Origin of the sequence: Amycolatopsis sp. lyj-90 (assembly GCF_046549035.1) — a bacterium.
Classification (GTDB): domain Bacteria; phylum Actinomycetota; class Actinomycetes; order Mycobacteriales; family Pseudonocardiaceae; genus Amycolatopsis.
Genome location: NZ_JAJPWP010000011.1, coordinates 198,940 through 215,620, shown reverse-complemented (window position 1 = coordinate 215,620; position 16,681 = coordinate 198,940). Strand labels below are relative to the sequence as shown.

12 protein-coding genes are annotated in these 16,681 nt (G+C 64.0%); 11 read left to right on the top strand and 1 reads right to left on the bottom strand.

The window, feature by feature from the left end:
* Positions 1 to 11: 11 nt before the first annotated feature.
* Positions 12 to 422, bottom strand: coding sequence for a cold shock domain-containing protein (locus ACLJPX_RS35490; protein ID WP_410604721.1), 411 nt, complete (start codon positions 420 to 422; stop codon positions 12 to 14).
* A gap of 254 nt (positions 423 to 676) precedes the next feature.
* Between ACLJPX_RS35490 and ACLJPX_RS35485 the strand changes: the two genes are divergently transcribed.
* The 11 genes from ACLJPX_RS35485 to ACLJPX_RS35435 all read left to right on the top strand — a co-directional run bounded on the left by ACLJPX_RS35485 (position 677) and on the right by ACLJPX_RS35435 (position 16,671).
* The gene (locus ACLJPX_RS35485; RefSeq protein WP_410604720.1) at positions 677 to 1,744 is read left to right on the top strand and encodes a hypothetical protein; all 1,068 of its coding nucleotides are present in this window, start codon (positions 677 to 679) and stop codon (positions 1,742 to 1,744) included.
* Between the two features lie 76 nt (positions 1,745 to 1,820).
* Positions 1,821 to 2,330 carry a hypothetical protein gene (locus ACLJPX_RS35480; RefSeq protein ID WP_410604719.1) on the top strand — a complete coding sequence of 170 codons (510 nt, stop codon included), beginning with the start codon at positions 1,821 to 1,823 and terminating at the stop codon, positions 2,328 to 2,330.
* A gap of 271 nt (positions 2,331 to 2,601) precedes the next feature.
* Complete coding sequence (locus tag ACLJPX_RS35475; protein ID WP_410604718.1) at positions 2,602 to 4,518, top strand: S9 family peptidase; 1,917 nt, start codon at positions 2,602 to 2,604, stop codon at positions 4,516 to 4,518.
* Between the two features lie 357 nt (positions 4,519 to 4,875).
* Entirely contained in the window at positions 4,876 to 5,646 is a 771-nt protein-coding gene (locus ACLJPX_RS35470; RefSeq protein ID WP_410604717.1) for a helix-turn-helix domain-containing protein, read from the top strand.
* Positions 5,647 to 5,965: 319 nt separating this feature from the next.
* Entirely contained in the window at positions 5,966 to 7,486 is a 1,521-nt protein-coding gene (gene hutH / locus ACLJPX_RS35465) for an HAL/PAL/TAL family ammonia-lyase (RefSeq protein WP_410604716.1), read from the top strand.
* A complete protein-coding gene (locus ACLJPX_RS35460; RefSeq protein WP_410604715.1) occupies positions 7,473 to 9,680 on the top strand; it encodes an AMP-binding protein in 2,208 nt (735 codons plus the stop codon). Before hutH ends, ACLJPX_RS35460 begins: the two co-directional genes overlap by 14 nt.
* A 375-nt stretch (positions 9,681 to 10,055) precedes the next feature.
* Positions 10,056 to 11,573 carry a helix-turn-helix transcriptional regulator gene (locus ACLJPX_RS35455; RefSeq protein WP_410604714.1) on the top strand — a complete coding sequence of 506 codons (1,518 nt, stop codon included), beginning with the start codon at positions 10,056 to 10,058 and terminating at the stop codon, positions 11,571 to 11,573.
* Between the two features lie 394 nt (positions 11,574 to 11,967).
* A complete protein-coding gene (locus ACLJPX_RS35450) occupies positions 11,968 to 13,077 on the top strand; it encodes an alcohol dehydrogenase catalytic domain-containing protein (protein ID WP_410604713.1) in 1,110 nt (369 codons plus the stop codon).
* 537 nt (positions 13,078 to 13,614) lie between these two features.
* On the top strand, positions 13,615 to 14,886 hold the full coding sequence (locus ACLJPX_RS35445) for an ABC transporter substrate-binding protein (protein ID WP_410604712.1): 1,272 nt from the start codon (positions 13,615 to 13,617) through the stop codon (positions 14,884 to 14,886).
* Between the two features lie 46 nt (positions 14,887 to 14,932).
* On the top strand, positions 14,933 to 15,790 hold the full coding sequence (locus tag ACLJPX_RS35440; protein WP_410604802.1) for a carbohydrate ABC transporter permease: 858 nt from the start codon (positions 14,933 to 14,935) through the stop codon (positions 15,788 to 15,790).
* Positions 15,791 to 15,825: 35 nt separating this feature from the next.
* Complete coding sequence (locus ACLJPX_RS35435) at positions 15,826 to 16,671, top strand: carbohydrate ABC transporter permease (protein ID WP_410604801.1); 846 nt, start codon at positions 15,826 to 15,828, stop codon at positions 16,669 to 16,671.
* Positions 16,672 to 16,681: the final 10 nt, after the last annotated feature.

Sequence of the window (16,681 nt, the reverse complement as noted above, 5' to 3'; positions counted from 1 at the left end):
CTATTCACCCGCTACTCGCTGACCCAGCCATGGGACAAGGCGAGGGCGATGAAACCCTGCCGGATCTCCACGATCTGCTGGCCGGTCAGCATCGGTGCGCCGAGCAGTAGTACCTCGGTGACCTCCTCGCGCAGGTCCTGGGCAGTGAGTACCTCGTAGTTGCCGTTTCGGACGGTGGGCACGCGTTCAGGCCGGGGAGCGGGCTCGTCAACGCCTCGATCGAGCAGAGTGACCTGGGACGCCTTCAGACCGCGTGCGCTCTCCTCGGTGGTGAACTGAACGCGGACTCCCGCGGCCAGTAGACGTTTGTCAAAGGTCAGGTCGTTCACGTGGATGAATACGTCTTCGTCCCCACTGTCCGGTGCCACGAAGCCGTAGCCTCGCAGTTCGTCGTAGCGGATCACTTTGCCGGTCGTCTGCATGATTTCTTCTCCTGAAGATCTCGTCGGTTGCCATGATCGTCGAGGTCTCATCGCCGCGCGGACGATGAAGTGTTCTCGTTGGTGGAGTCTGCCCGATCGACCACATCGCAAAGGCATCCGATGTCGAGTTGAACAGCTCGGTACTGAATTTCTCCAAAGAATGCGCGTTAGGGCACGCGATCAGCGTGACAGCGGAATCAACCCGTCTTTCGCGTCATTATGGATCTGACCGGCAATACCTTTGGGAGTGATGTATGGGCCACCCGTTCTCCGACGACCTGCACGAGATCCTCCTTCGTGTCGCTGGCTGGCTGCCCGACGACCTGCTCACCAGGGCGCGGTCGATGCTGGCCGAGGACCGTTCGGGTGACGTCGTCCGGTTGCTGGTCTTCGCCGGTAGGCGCATCGTGCTACCTCTGACGGAGGACGATCTCGATGTGCTGTCCGAGCTGATGGAAAGCGAGGACGCCGATATCGCCTCGCTGGCATTGGTGGAGCTCGCCGCCGACAACGCGGCTCCGCTGTGGCGATTCGCGGTCGAGCAGGGCATGACGACCGATGACGAACAGGACGACGAGGCCAGCCACTCGATGCTGATCTCCGCGCTCGCCGAACAGGACTTGCTCACCTCGGTGGCCGAGGAACCGGGCCTCCGAGGGCTGTGGAGCGCTGTGCGAACGCCCATCGACGACGCACCGTATCCGCCGGCGAGGGTCGTCTATGTGGCTGAAATGGACGACGAGCACGAAGACGCCGGCACACTCGCTGAGGTGACCGGGCGATTCCAGGCCGGCCTCATAGCCGCCGGCGAGAAAGATCCGCAAGTCGAGGTGGTGTCCCTGCATAATCCCAGGCCTGCGTACCAACGCGCCGCTCAGGCAAGGGGAAAGATACTTTGGGTGGCCGAACCCGATCTCAAGGTCAAGGTGGCGAGGATCTTCGACAAGGTCGATCCGGAGAACGGTCCCAGCTTCGATTCCGACCGGCAGAAGATCGCCGATGAAGAGGAAAGGGCATCGATTCTCGATTACCTCGCGGCGGGAACCCGGCTGCTCGTCACGACGGCGATGATGAACGACGTGGTGCAGCCGGACCGGGGAGCCGTGGTGCCCACCAATTTCTACACCGACGGCCGGTGGGTATGGACGGACTCGATCAGCTATTACCTCGAGCAGTATCACCTGGCGCCCGACCCTGAACTGCTCGAGCACATCGACGCCGTCGACGGTCTGCCCCCGCGCCCGGACACGTTCGCGATCGGCCGTGCGATGGATGCGCTTGCGCCGTCCGAAGACAGGCAGCCCGTGTGGACGAGTTCCTGACCGGAGATCCCAGTGGTGATCAAGAGTCGCAAGAATGGTCGAAGATCGGAAAGTGCCCTGAAGGGAGAGCGTCCCCGTGACGGCATCCGCACACGGTCGAGAAATGTTCACTGCGGCTGACCACGGCGACGGGACGCCGCACAGGGCCTCGCCCACACTGGCCTCGGCCGCGGAGTACTACCGCGAGAACTTCGGCTGGACCGTGGAGACGCAGGAGCGGAAACTCGTGCTGCGGCTCACCGGTGGCCTCGCGGCGGTATCGATGCCCTTCAAAACCGCACAGCTTCTCCTCCAGACGGCGGGTGCCCTGCCCGATGGCCCTCTCCTGGTTCTCCCCGGTGCGCCGTTCCAGGTCTATGCGCTCGTGGAATCGGACGACGTGATCGTGCTGAAGAACGAACTGCCTGAGGGGATCCGCTACCACAGCCCTCCATCGATGGCCTTACTTCCACCGACTGTGCTCCCTCGTGGTGCGGTGACGTGGTTGCGTGCACCGTCTCGAGAGGATCGCTGGCTGCCGTTGGCTTCGGGAGTCCTCAGCACGATTTCTCGGCCTTGGGTTTACTCGAAGGGGCCTCGTCGTTAGTCCGGCCGTCGGACAACGACCTCCGATTCGAGGCAAGGAGCACCCTTCCGGCCAGGTCGCTCGTGAGCTGCTTCCGGGCGAGTCGAGCCCAGGTCTGCTGTCCTGAGACTCGCGCTCGCGCGCGGAGGCCCGGGCGCTGAGTGGCGCATCGTGGCCACACGTCCCCGGCCGGATCGTCGAGGCGGGCTTCCGCACAGGTAGGTGTGCTCGTCGCCGCCACTCACGAATTCCTGGTGGTCGTTTCGGGGCGAATCGCATGAAGGAGCCGAGCATGACCGAACGACCGCGTGTCGAGGACCTCGCGAGGGTCGCGATCCCTTCGCAGCCTGCGTTGTCGCCCGATGGCGATCGGATCGTCTACGTACTGCGTACTCAGGACGTCGAACATGACCGCGTCGTCGACCAGCTCTGGCTGGTGCCGGTCAAGGGGGGTTCACCGCGCCGTCTCAGCGCAGGCTCGGACGACACCGCGCCGACCTGGTCCCCTGACGGCGGATTCATCGTCTTCCTGCGCGGCGGTCAACTTACGTTGCTCGAGCCCGGGATGATCGACCCTGAGCAGCTGACTTCCCTTCCGCTCGGCGCGGGAGTGCCGGTTTGGAGTCCAGACGGGCGCCGGCTCGCTTTCGCCGCGCCGGTCGACGCCTTGGGTGGGGAGCGAGGCCCGCTGGTCTCGGACGACATCGACTACCAGCACAGCGGGTGGGGAGTGCACAGCCGGATCTGCGACCAGTTGCACGTCCTCGACCTGGACAGCAGAGAGCTCCGTCAGCTCACTGACGGTCCGCACAGTGTGGCAACCCCTGCCTGGTCGCCTGATGGCTCGACGCTTGCATACGTTGGCCTCACGAACGTGACGAGTGGCTCAGGTCCGCGTGCGCCGGTATACCTCGTCGAGGCCGATCTGCCGCGTCGTCAGCCGCAGGTGCTGGCCTTCGCCGACGGCCTGGCCACCACCGTGAGCTGGAGTGGAGACGGCTCGGCGCTACTGGTGACAGGATGGTCGGGACCTCAGCCGGGACGCTCCGGCCTGTATCGCGTCGCCGTCGTAGACGGTGCGACCAGGGAGCTCGCGGGCGAACTGGATCGCGACGTCATCTCGGGCAAGCCGAGCTTCCCGGGGATCCGCCCTGCGGAGGCTGACGGCAGGGCGTGGTTCTGCCTGCGCGAACAGGGCTGGACGCAACTCTGGTCGGTCGCTGCCGACGGCGGATACCCCCGGCCTCTCGTGGACGGCGATGCCCACGTGACAGGGCTGTCGGTTGGTGATGGTGTGGCCGCCATCGCGCTCAGCACATCCGCGTCGTTCGGTGAGATCGCGGTCGTGGATCTCGTCAGTGGCACCCAGAGCGTGCTGACCGATCATGGCGCGGCGGCCGCCGACCTCCAATTCTACTCTCGCCAGGAGGTGTGGTTCACCCTCCCCGATGGCGCCGAGGTGCGGTCCTGGCTGCTTTGCGACCACGATCGCGGCGGTCCGATGCCACTGTTGCTCGACATTCACGGCGGGCCATGTGACGCCTGGAACGGCGCCGCGGACGACACGTACTTTTACCACCAAGAACTGGTCAGCCGGGGCTGGGCGGTGTTGCTGGTGAACCCGCGCGGAAGCGACGGCCACGGCCCAGTGTCCTGCGACGGTATCCCGAGCCATTCGGGGATCGCCGACCCCACCGACTTGCTCGAGCCGATCAACCAGCTCGTCGCCGATGGTTTCGTCGATCGTAACCGGCTCGCGGTGACCGGGCACGGCTCCGGCGGGGTCATTGCGCTCTGGCTCACCGGGCACGACGCCCGGTTCGCCGCGGCCGCTGTCCTCGGTGCGGTCGATGATCCGGACGCCGCAAGTGGCACCTGTGGAGATCGCCGGCCGTGCAGCGGGTGCGCGGACTCCGGATCTCCGGGGCCGGCGGCCGTGCACCGCTCCGAATCATCGCTTCTCGATCCGGTGAGCGCCTCCCGGACGCCGACGGTACTTCTGTACAGCGCAGGCGACCGGCCTTGCCTGCTCGGCCAGGCACAGCAGTGGCACGCCGCTCTGCGCGAACGAGATGTCCCTGCACGACTGGTCGTCTATCCGGATACCTCGCATAGATCAGTCAGGTGCGGAGCGCCTTCCCTGCGGATCGACTACAACCACCGGTTGGTGGACTGGATCGAGCAGCATATCGACTGGAACGAACGGTGAGCATGAGCGGCGGTCCGCTCTGTTCGCGATGACTCACGACGTCTGCTCTCCACGGGCACTGGTGCATGTCCCGACGACGTCCTGTCGATATCCGCGAGGTGCGGCGCGAACACGGGGTAGCCGGAGCAGTACGCGACGAAGTCGAAGTCGCAACTCGCTCCGGGGCGAGTGCGCGGCGCAGTCGGCGAATCAATCGCGTGAGCCTGTTGGCAGTGCGGTAACACGATGTCAATCGAGCTCACCGTGGCGCAGGGTTTTCGTGTAACTTTCTTGACCGGAAAGACTCCGGTGAGGTCGATCGCGGATCTTTGGGCAAGCGAGTGACTTACGATCCGGGCAGCAGGTTAGAAAACGCTGATGGTCGAGAAACCTGGATTTCCCATGAACGCGTCTTCGGCAGTGAGTGAAGAAGTTTCCAGCATCTATTGCGGAAAGGGTCGCACGGCTGTCGACAAGGCCATGGTCGTGCTGGCAGCCCTGATTAACAGTGATGTCGCTTTGAGTCTTACGCAGCTGAGTCAGCATACCCACCTTGCGAAAGCGACCGTGCACCGAGTCCTCGCGGTTCTTCTGGCGCATGGAATGATCTCAAGGAGTGGTGACAGGTACTCGCCGGGTAAAATGGTGCGACCTGAACGGAAGACTGAAGATCACTTTCTGGTCTCGCTCAAGTATCATTCGACACCCCATCTTGTGGAGCTTCATCACATGACCGGGCTCACGGCGAGCATTAGCGTATTGGCCGGTGAAGAGCCTCATCACGTGAATCAGATCTTCGGACATCGCACTCCTCGGTTGTCAAGCGCCGCCCTGGCTCGCCGGACTCTGCGTCGTTCTGCGATCGAGCAGGTGCTGCGCGCCTATCGGATGGACACGGATGCCGAGTGTGCCGGCGAGCCATCCACTGATGAATTCTCGGAGATTCGCCGGGTCGGTCTCGCGATGACCGACGATCCGCTGCAGCGGTTCACCAGTGTCGCGGTGCCGCTGGGTGGGTTGCGGCAGCCGGTCGCGCTGGCGCTGACCGGACATTTGACGCAAGTCGGCATCGCCTCCGCCGCCAGGGAATTGCGGCGGGCCGCCTACTCTCTCTCAAGGTCCTTGATTGTGCACAGGGCGGCCAGGTAGCCGCCGGTGAGCTCTTTGATGGTCTTATCAGGCGAATGCTGTCGCAGGCATGGGGGAGGTGTTGCGAGTGCGGTAATTCGAATCAGTGCGTCAGAGTTCGCTTTGGCGGCGAATATACTCTTTGAGTGGCACACCATTTCGCCCCTTCGGCGCCTGTCATTCCTATTCCGCACGGTGGAACCCGTGGAACTGGCGGCAGGGGGAAGCGGCTATGGTTTCAGGCACCGATTCGACTCGGCGGCCATCGGGCCCTCGATCACTCGGTAGTTCCTCCGTCTCTTTGGTTGTTGTCGACCGTGGCGAATTTCATGGAGGTGTGATGGCGCAGACTGCTGGGACCGTGATGCTCGATCCAGCCGGTAACCTCACCGCGGGAATGCTGGAGGCCGCCGCGCGACCACTCAAGGTAATGCTGGAAGGTGAGACCGCGAATCGGACAGACCTAGGCCACGCGTTCGTCCGCGAGTGCCTGTCCGGCGAGCGACCTGTCTACGGCGCTACCACCGGTTTCGGCCCACTCGTCACTTTCGGAGGGCGCGGCAGCAGCGAAGAACAGTGCGACAACGCTCTCCAGCATCTCACCGCAGGGCAGGGCCCAGACCTTTCGCATGCGGTAGTGCGTGCCACGATGCTGGCGCGAACGTGGTCGTTGTCAAGGGGCATCTCGGGAATCTCGCCCGCGGCTCTAGAAGCACTTCGCGCGGCGCTGGAGATCGACTTCGCCCCGGTCGTCCCCACGCTCGGCTCGGTGGGTGCGAGCGGTGATCTGGTTCCGCTGGCCTACATCGCCCAGAGCCTGCGTGGGGTGGGCGAGGCGAGATTCGAGGGGGCGAGAATGCCGGCAGCGGAGGCGCTCGTCAAGGCTCGCCTGCAGGCCTTGACCTTCACCGGACGCGACGCCCTCTCGATGGTCAACGGAACTTCTGTCACCAGCGCCGCCGCCGGACTCGCGGTCGCGGCGCTGCGCCGATCCTACGACTGCGGGCTCGCGCTGAGCGCCTTGCTCACCGATCTTCTCGGCGCTGAGCCGAGGTTCTTGGAGCCGTTACTGCTCAAGGCATTCGGGCATCCTGGGACGGTGACAGCGGGGGATCGCCTGCGGGGCCTTCTCGAAGGCAGCGTGGCGTCCGGCGACCGGCAACTGCAGGAGCCCTACAGTGTTCGTTGCGTTCCGCAGCTCATGGGAGCCGTCTGGTCAGCCCTGGCGTGGGCGGGTGACGTCGTCGAACGGGACCTGAACGGGGTGAGCGACAACCCGCTTTTCTTTCCGGACGCCGATCTGGTCGCCCACGGCGGCAACTTTTTCGGGCAGCCCGTCGCGTTCGCCGCGGACATGCTGTCGATCGTCGCCACTCAGATGGGCAACCTCGCGGAACGTCAGCTGGATCTCCTCGTCGATCCTGTCCGCAGCAGCGGCCTGCCGCCGATGTTGTCCCCGAAACCGGGCGCCGAACACGCTGTTCAGGGAGTCCAGCTGGTGACGACGGCCATCGTGGCGTCGATGCGCCGTGCCTGTGTCCCGGCGAGCGTCCAGAGCCTGCCGACGAACCTGCACAACCAGGACATCGTTCCCTTCGGGACCCAAGCCGCGCTGACCGCCTTCGAGCAGGCTCAGAACTTGCGGCTGATTCAGGGGAGCCTGGCCGTAGGACTACGGCAGGCGGCATATCTCAGGGCGGGCAGGCGAATGGCGCCACGATGCGCGGAACTGGTGGCGGCCCTTTCCGAAGTGGTGGATCCCATCACCGGGGACCGTCCCTTGGACAAGGACGTCCGGGCCGCGGCGGACGTCCTCGACCGATTCGTCGAGGACCAGTCCACCGCAGGTGCCCATTGGTGACCACGGGCCATCGAGAGGAAGTGATCCAGTGATCTCCCAAGCCATTGGGCTCGAAACCGACCTCGTGGGTCATGTTCTCGGGACCGCGCCCTCCGACGGCCGGACAGCCCTGATCGACTACTCGCATGTCCACCCTCAGCGCTGGAGTTACGCGGCATTGAAAGCAGCGATAGCCGCACTCGCCGCACATCTTCGCTCGACGGGACTGCAAGAGGACGACGTCGTCGCTGTCTTGGCCGAGAACAGCGCGGAGTTCGTGATCTCCTACTACGGTGTTCTCGCCGCAGGTGGTGTCGTCCTGCCACTGGATCCTCGGGCCGCGGAGGCGGAATGGCGGAAGACCACCGCCGAATGCGACGCGACGACGATCATCGCCGACACCGCGTTGTGGCGAACTCCGTCTTCGTTCCCTCTTTCCCCTGTTCTCATCGGAGCAGGGCCGGTACCAGGAACCGAGGGCCGCCCGTGGGATGAGGCGATCACCTCTTCGGTTGACGGGTCCTTGCCGGCGTCCTCTTCCGGTCGCCGGCGCACCGCGGTCCTGATGTCCTCCAGCGGCACTCAGGGCCCGCCGAAAATGGTCCAGGTCACGCACGGGAATCTCGTGGCCGGGCTGGAGCAGATCGCCAAGGTCCATCGGCTCGGTGACGGTGACGTGGTCACCTGCGCGGGCCCGCTGCGCCACATCTACGGCATGCAGATGGCGATGAACCCGGCTCTGCATGCCGGTAGCGCCCTGGTGATCGCTCCCGCTCGGTTCGAGCTGTACGAGTTCCTCAGAATCGTGGCAGTGGAGAAGGTTTCGGTCGCCTACCTCGTGCCCTTCGTCATCGGCGGGATCGCGTCCCTGCCGGTGCCACCATCGTTGCCTGCACTGCGCTTGATCGTCTCGGGTGGCGGCCCGTTGCCCGCCACCGCGGCGGAGGGGTGCACGCGGAAGCTGAGAACACCCGTTGTGCAGGGATTCGGAATGACCGAGGCGGGATGTATCTCCTTCACCGCCGACGACCGGCCCGGACCGCTGGGTTCCGTTGGCACGATCTTGCCCGGGACGGAGGCCCGGTTTCTCGATCCGGATACCGGGGAACCCGTCGACCGCGGGCAGCCTGGAGAGCTGGCGTTGCGTGGACCGCAGGTCTCTCCCGGCTATCTGGGCGCGTCCGCTCCTCCGATCGGGGACGACCAGGGCTGGTTCCGCACAGGTGATCTCGCTCTGCTCGACCAGGAAGGGTTTCTGCGCATCGTCGGCAGGATCAAGTCGCTCATCAAGTACAAAGGACATCAGGTCGCCCCTGCCGAGATCGAAGGATTGCTGCTCGAACACCACGCGGTGGAAGACGTGGTCGTGATCGGCCAACCAGATCCGCTGGCCGGTGAGATACCGAAGGCATTCGTCGTGGCGTCGCGCGATGTGTCCCTCGCCGAGTTGGAGGCGCACGTCGCCGCGAGGGTGTCACCGTACAAACGTGTCCGTGCGATGGAGCGGGTACACGAAATACCCCGATCGGCGACGGGCAAGGCGATGCGTCCCCCTCCACTGAGGATAGTCGTGCTCGGGGGCTCCTCGCGGCTGGCATCGGAGTCCGCAGCCGGACTCGCGACAGCGGGAATGTCAGTGCTGATCATGGACGCCCAAGCCGCGGCGGACGGACGGACGGCAGTGACACCTGACAACGCTCGGACCGCGATCGTGGCCCGTCAGGCGAACCTTGCGTCCTCGATCTCAGGGACCGATGCCGCCGCTGAAGCGGTCCGCGAACTGGGTGGTCTCGACGTCATACTCGATGCCCGGACCCTCCCGCCCGTCGAAGCCGGTGATGAACTCGGTTCCAGTACCTGTGTCGATCCGGTGCTGGGTGGCTTGCTGCGTCTGTTCGACTTCGGCAGAGGGCGGGTGATCTTCATGCTGGACCAGGCGCTCGAGCGCAACCGGCTACCCAAGGTCAGGGCAGCCCATCGTGACTTCGTCGCGCGCGTGGCCACCGAGACCGTCGACGCAGGCGTTTGCGTGGCAGGATTCGAACCTGGAAGCCCGGACGGCACCGGTGCCGTGCGCGATACCATGTCGGTCGTAGCGCTCGTCACGGGAGCCGCCGACCACTGCTCCGGTCACTGCTTCGGTTCCGATATCAAGGCCGTCGACAGGACGCAGGCGGTTCCGGTCGCCCATCTGGACACCGAGTCGATCGCCTGAGCCGCATCGTGTCTCCCAGGGGCTGGTCGGCCGCGCGAAGGTTCTCCTGGCCATGAAGACAAGGGCGGAGAAAGCGCGAACCTCACAGGCTCTTCGTAAGACACCGCGCCGAACGCGGACCAGTAAGCCGTCACCCGTATAGGTGATGCGTAAGAAGTTGGACCGCTGACTTCTTGTCGCATTCAGTGACCGCTTTGCGGATTTAATCCTAATGGGCGACAGAGTCGGAATGGTGATCATGGTTTGGTGCTGCGCACCTCCCGAGTCATGAAAATTCTTCGGGTTTTGGGTGTGTCTGGGTGTAACCTACTCTTCGGAGAGTCAGCTGGGCGTCGAGGCGCGCGGCCGATGGTATCTCTCAGGAAGGAACGCAAGATGTCAGCGACGGGGCGCAAGATTTCCGAGGAGACGAATACCCGTCTCCTGCGTGAGCAGTACGAGACCGATGACGTCGCGACGATCCTTCATTCCCTTGAGGAGGCTCGAGCCGAGCGAGTCCGATTGGATCGCATGGGGAGATGGAGTGAAGCCGGCGAAACGGTCTTGTCGGCCCTTCGTAAGGCGCTCTCGGCTGGTTCGCCGAAGGTTACAGGCTGTGACTTCGAGAAGCTGGTCTATGTGGCGGGAACGCCCCAGGCGGAGTATCATTGCCGGCCTGTCCGCGGACCCATTCAGCCGTCGCGACTTGCCGCGACGTCGGCCATCTTGCAGGTCAACCGCTGTGGTGAGCGTCAGGCGGCGGTTGACGCAGCTCATCGCGCAATGGAGTCGTTCGCCTGGGAAGACCTGGGGACGTTCTGGTACGCAGTGTTGGCGCTCCTGTACGCGGAAGAGCTCGACTCAGTGCGAGATCAGCTGGACCGGGCCCTGAAGCGTTCGGGCTGGGATGCCTCCCACCCCCATCGTTCGGCGATGATCGTGTTGCGGGCGATGGTCGCCTTGCAGGGCGGGGAGCCGAGAGTCGCCGTGCGGCTGCTGGATGATGCGCTTCAGCATGGGATATTCCCTCAGTTCGTCGAGGTCGCGGTGGCTTGGTCCGTTCACGCGCTGGTGGACCTCGGCGAGTTGGACCGTGGAGAGAACCTGCTGTTTACTTTCGGCTTCGGTCATGGTCTTGAAGAGGCGGTGGACCGGTCCGTGATTTTCGCTGCACGTGGCTCGCTCCGTGAGGCCATGGGGCATCCGCATTCCGCGTACGAGGATTTCGTCGCTGCCGGTCGTTTTCTCGCCGAATGGGGTGTCACGAATCCGGCGGTGAGCAATTGGCGTTCACATGCGGCGTTGTGCGCCGCCGCGATCGAGCGGCGAAGCTTGGCTCATTCGCTGGCCGACGATGAACTCCTGAGCGCCCGTAGCTGGGGAACCTCGCGCGTGATCGGCTCGTCCCTGCGCGCAGCGGCCTTGGTGTCCGGGGACGGCGAAGACTTCGAGACGCTTCGCGAGGCGATCGGTCACCTGCGGTGCAGCCCGGCTCGCGGAACACTGATGCGCGCCTGCTACGAGTTCGGCCTCAAAATGGCCTTGGACGGGCAGCTCGACGACGCTCGAGCCTTCCTGGACGAAGCTCGCGTAACGGCTTGCGAGTTGGGCAGCGAAGTTTGGGTAACCCGTGTCGACGACGCGACTCGGCGGTGGGTGGCGTCGGACGTAGGGAAGCGCCTGACGGCGCGAGAACGTGAAGTCATGAACCTCGCGCAAGCGGGGTTGGGTAATAAGGAGATGGCCGACCGCCTCCGGCTCGCGAGCAGCACTGTGGAGTTCCACTTGTCGAATGTCTACCGCAAATTGGGAATCTCCGGCAGGGACGATCTGAGGTCCGTCTTCACGCCCGCCTTCAACGAAGGAACGCCGAGGCCGGGCGGGGCCCCTGAGGGACTGCCTGTCGCGCGCTGACCACGGTCAGCAGGATCAGGGCATCGCTCAGGGTTCCTGGAGGCCCGCTCTCCGTGGCTAGCGTCGGTGCGGTCGCTGTCGGATGAATTCGACAGTCCGTAGAGTCATGATCCACTGGCGTGCGCCCAAGGGAATGGCGAAGCAGTGAACTGACGGTGGCTTCCTCGGGGATGCCAGGGCTGTAGCGTTCGGCACGGATGATTTCCACATTCGCCTGTCAAATGGTTGTGGCCTGCCGGGATTAACGGACATTGTTCAGGCGTCGAAGGGGCAAGCGCCGGTTTTCTGCTGTGCCGTCGCCTGTGTTGCTTGTATGCTCGGCTTTCGCGACAGTCGCGTCCGGCCTGGAACGGCTCGATAGGCATCGGATGTCTGGAGACCGAGGGGAGCATGGATGGGCGAGCGAGTCCCACCCGGCTCAGGGCAGCCGTCCGTCGGGAAAGCGAGTGCTGTCGCGCGGCTGCCCGCCACCATGCGCGCGGTGCGTTTCGATTCAGGCACCGGGGAATTGACTCTGGAAACCGTGCCACTGCCTGAACTGGATGTGGACGAGGTACTGGTCAAGGTCGAGGCCGGTGGCATTTGCGATTCCGATGTGGACCTGATCGACGGTCGGGTGAAGCCGCATTTGCGGGTGATCACGCCGGGCCATGAGGCGGCGGGTGTGGTCGCGGCTGTCGGTTCCCGCGTGAAGGCCTGGATTCCTGGAGACCGTGTCGTCATGGCGGCAGGCCGGGAGTGTGGGATGTGCGCCGAGTGCGGAGTGGGCTGCGGGTGGCAGAATTGCTCCGACCTTCAGATGATGGCTCTTCACTATGACGGTGCCTGGGCCGAGTACGCGGTCACGTCGGCGACCGCGCTGGTCGCGGTCCCCAGCTCCATTTCGCTTGAGCACGCGACCGTTCTTTCCGGTTCTGTCTCTACGCCTTACGCGGCCATGGATACCGCGCGCTTGCGAGTTGCCGAGGCGGTCGGAGTCTGGGGGCTGGGCGGTCTCGGCACACATTTGATCCAGTTGGCTCGGATCTGCGGCGCGTCACCGATCGTCGCGCTGGACGAGCGTCCGGCGGCGCGGGAACGCTCGCTGGAGCGAGGCGCGGATGTCGCCCTCGATCCGGCCAACAGTCGTGTCTGCAGATATATCAAGGAGATCACCAAGGGGCAGGGACTGGACGTGGCGTTTGACCTCCTCGGAGGCATGCCTGACTTCGGTCAAGCGCAAGCGGCCCTCGGCCGCCGAGGACGCTTGGTGGTAGTGGGGACCACGCCCGATGTGATGCAGAGGCAACAGCGGCTCACCTTGACCGGCAACAGTCAGACCATCATCAGTCATAGCGGATATCGCGTGAGGCACCTCCAGGACTCAGTGGAACTCACGCACCGCGGCCGGCTCGACGTCTCGGCGTCGATCACCGCGGTCCTGCCCTTGGAGCAGGCCCAGGAGGGTGTGCGCAGAATGCGCGACCACGACGGTGATCCGGTCCGGTTGTTGCTTCGGCCTTGAGCGACCAGCCTGGAGCGCGGTGAGGGTACTGACAGGCAAACAGTTTGTACAAATCTACTCGACGGCGCGAATCCCGGAATGGTCTTGTGGTAAAAATTTCCGCGAGCCCTGCCTATTGCCGACGCGACGGGTGTGCAGGTGACAGCTCGTGCAAGGAGGTCGCCGTTTTCGGGCGTGCGCGGAGGGTCCGTGGCCGAGCTGGTGCGTTATGGAACCGTGGTGTGCGGCAGCGTCGGCGATCGAGCCGTTCTCCGATACAGCGCTCTCGAGTTCACCGCGGACTTCGATCGGATCGACGGCGGTCGGCTCGGACGAGCTGACCGAGTGTTATAGGACGGTCGTCCGAAACGATCGGATGCTCCTTCGCGGTAGCCGAGCCGAGGGTGGCGACACTGCGGGATGTGTAGTCGACGTGGATCGGTGACTTTCATGTCTCCCGCCCGCGTGGTTGCGACCTGAAGCCTTGCGGCACAAGGGCTCAGGTCGCGCAAGAACGTTATCGTCGGTGGGCGAGCGCCGTGATCGAGAGGAATTGGCATGGTCTCCGGTAGGTTCAAGCGCTTCTGTCCTGGGGTGGCGATCGCGCTGTTGATTGTGGCGACAGGGGCTTGCGGACCGGCTTCGGATGAAAACATAGAGTTGTCGATCGCCACCTTTGGTGATTTCGGCTACGACTCGCTGTTGAGCGAGTACGAATCTACTCATCCGGGTATCAAGATCGAGACCAGGGTCGCCGAATTCGAAGCGCATCACAAGAGCGCTGCGACCCAGTTGGCCGCAGGCCGCGGTGCCGCGGATATCTTGGCGATTGAAGAGCAGTACATGCCGCAGTTTCGCCAATCGACCGACAAGTTCGTCGATCTGAGCACGCTGGGTGCGGCTGATCTGCGGAGCCGGTGGCCGCAATGGAAGTGGGAGCAGGGCCTCGCGAACGGAGGTAAGGTCGTCCTGGGGCTCGGTACCGATATGGGAAGCCTGGCGATGTGCTTCCGCAAGGACTACTTCGCCCAGGCCGGCCTGCCGACTGACCGCGACGTTGTTTCGCGGCTATGGCCCACGTGGGAGGACTACGCCAAAATCGCGGATCAGTACTCGTCGCGGCTGCCGGCGAGCAAGTTCGTCGATTCCGCGGGCGGTGTCTACACCGCGATCCTCAATCAATCACCTGAGAATTACTTCTCGGCGGCTGACGATTCCTTCATAGCCGACAAGAACACCGCCCTCCGCCGGGCCTTCACCATCGCCGCGGAGATCGGTGCCAAGGGGCAGACCGCGAGGGTCACGCCGTTCACCCAACCCTGGAATGTCGCGATCAAGCAGGGTGGTTTCGCCACCATCGCCTGCCCTGCCTGGATGCTTACCCAGGTCAAGGAAGCGGGTGGCCAGGAGAACGCAGGGAAATGGGATGTCGCCGCTGTCCCCGGCGGCGGTGGCAACAATGGCGGGTCTTTCTTGACCGTGCCTGCGCAGGGAGCACACCAAAAAGAGGCATACGAGCTCGCGAAATGGCTCACTGACCCCACCCAGGAGGTGAGGGTGTTCACAGAGTCGAACATTCTGCCCAGTGAGCCGGCCGCGTATCGTTCGCCGGAAGTCCTGGGCAAGGTCGATGCGTACTTCAGCGGAGCACCTATCGGTCGGATCTATGCAGCCTCCGCTGACAACCTGAAGCCCAACTACCGTGGACTCAAGGACGGCGCGGTACGCCCGGCGTTCGGCACGGCGCTAGGGCGGGTGGAGTCGGGCAAGCAGTCGGTGGACGCGGCATGGGATCAAGCAGTCACGGAAGCTCGTGCTTCGGCTTCGTAGCCGCGAAATCGCGGCTCGGTGGGACCGGAAAGTTACGCCGTTCCTCCTGGTCTTGCCTTTCTTCGCCCTCTTTTCGATCTTCGGTTTGTTCCCGCTCCTCTATACCTTCTGGATATCGCTCCACGACTGGCAGCTGATCAATGGTGGTCAAGGATTCGTCGGACTCGGCAACTTCGCAGACCTGTTGACCGACAGTCATTTCTATAATGCTCTGGGTAACACGATCACTCTGTTCCTCCTGTCTGCGGTGCCCCAGTTGGTCGTGGCCCTCGGCATCGCCGCTCTGCTCGACCGTCCCCTCCGTGCGACCACGTTCTGGCGTGCGGCGGTCCTTTTGCCGAACGTGGTCTCGGTGGCGGCTGTGGCGCTTGTCTTCGCTCAGCTTTTCGGGCGTGACTTCGGTGTCGTGAACTGGCTGCTCGGCCTACTCGGTGTTCCGGCGCTCGATTGGCATGCCGAAGCATGGTCGGCTCAGCCGGCGATCGCCCTGATCGTCATCTGGCGATGGGCGGGTTATAACGCGCTTCTCTATCTGGCGGCGATGCAGAGTGTGCCGGCTGAACTGTACGAAGCCGCGGAACTGGATGGGGCCTCGCGATGGCGGCGGTTCATTTCGATCACGCTGCCTGGGATCCGTCCGACGATCGTCTTCACCTCGGTTGTCTCCGCTATCGGCGGTGTGCAGATCTTCGTCGAGCCGCAACTGTTCGACACCTCCGGGGTCGCGGGAATCGGCGGTGACGACCGCCAGTTCCAGACCTTGGTCATGTACCTCTACGAGAAGGGGTTCACTCAGTTCGACGCCGGATACGCGGCCGCGATCGCTTGGGTGGTGTTCCTCGGCTGTGTGGCGCTTGCGGTGGTCGCCCTCGTGCTCGCCAGACGGATCCCCGGGACCAATTGATGAAGACCGCGGAACCTGTGCCGCGGCCGCGGAGCATGGCCAACCGACGCCGGCGTCGTCCGAACATCCTTGTCTACGGTGCATTGATGGCGGTCGTGTGCGGGTCTGCCTTTCCACTGTACTGGTCGTTCGTCGTGTCCACGAGGGACAGCTCTGCGATCGGCGAACGGATCCCCCCGCTGACGCCGGGCGGTCATCTCGCCGAGAACGTACGCAGGGTCTTCGACACGGTCGACTTCTGGCTGGCGCTGCAGAACTCCTTGATCGTGTCGGGCACGGTGATGGTGTCCAACGTATTGCTGGCCAGCCTCGCCGGCTTCGCCTTCGCCAGATTGAGGTTCTTCGGTCGCGACACCCTGTTCTTGCTCGTATTGGGGACTGTGATGGTGCCGTCCCAGCTCGGGATCATCCCGCTGTACATCGTCGTGAGCGAACTGGACTGGTACGGCAGGCTGCCTGCGGTGATCGTGCCCGGATTGGTAAGCGCGTTCAGCGTCTTCTGGATGCGCCAGGCTTGCGAGGAAGCGGTGCCGCGTGAGTTGATCGACGCGGCGACAGTCGATGGTTGTTCCGTGCTGCGGACGTACTGGCATGTCGCATTGCCCGCCATACGGCCTCAGGCGGTCGTCTTGGCGATGCTCACGTTCATGGCGGCGTGGAACGACTTCTTCTTCCCGCTCGTAGTCCTGGACCCGAACGAGAGCCCGACGGTCCAGGTGGCGCTGGCGACACTCGCCAGCGGTTACTACACCGATTACGCTCTGATGCTCACTGGCACGACACTGGGAGTGACGCCGGTGATCGTCCTGTTCATACTGCTGGCCCGATATTTCGTCAAGGGAACCGTTCGCGGAGTGCCTGGGACGGATGTCAGGCCATGAGAGGATGGAA

Coding starts and splice junctions, on each gene's coding strand:
- ACLJPX_RS35470 (WP_410604717.1), top strand. CDS start 4,876: ATGGTCGAGAAACCTGGATTTCCCATGAACGCGTCTTCGGCAGTGAGT.
- ACLJPX_RS35435 (WP_410604801.1), top strand. CDS start 15,826: ATGGCCAACCGACGCCGGCGTCGTCCGAACATCCTTGTCTACGGTGCA.
- ACLJPX_RS35485 (WP_410604720.1), top strand. CDS start 677: ATGGGCCACCCGTTCTCCGACGACCTGCACGAGATCCTCCTTCGTGTC.
- ACLJPX_RS35475 (WP_410604718.1), top strand. CDS start 2,602: ATGACCGAACGACCGCGTGTCGAGGACCTCGCGAGGGTCGCGATCCCT.
- ACLJPX_RS35455 (WP_410604714.1), top strand. CDS start 10,056: ATGTCAGCGACGGGGCGCAAGATTTCCGAGGAGACGAATACCCGTCTC.
- ACLJPX_RS35445 (WP_410604712.1), top strand. CDS start 13,615: ATGGTCTCCGGTAGGTTCAAGCGCTTCTGTCCTGGGGTGGCGATCGCG.
- ACLJPX_RS35450 (WP_410604713.1), top strand. CDS start 11,968: ATGGGCGAGCGAGTCCCACCCGGCTCAGGGCAGCCGTCCGTCGGGAAA.
- ACLJPX_RS35490 (WP_410604721.1), bottom strand. CDS start 422: ATGCAGACGACCGGCAAAGTGATCCGCTACGACGAACTGCGAGGCTAC.
- hutH (WP_410604716.1), top strand. CDS start 5,966: ATGGCGCAGACTGCTGGGACCGTGATGCTCGATCCAGCCGGTAACCTC.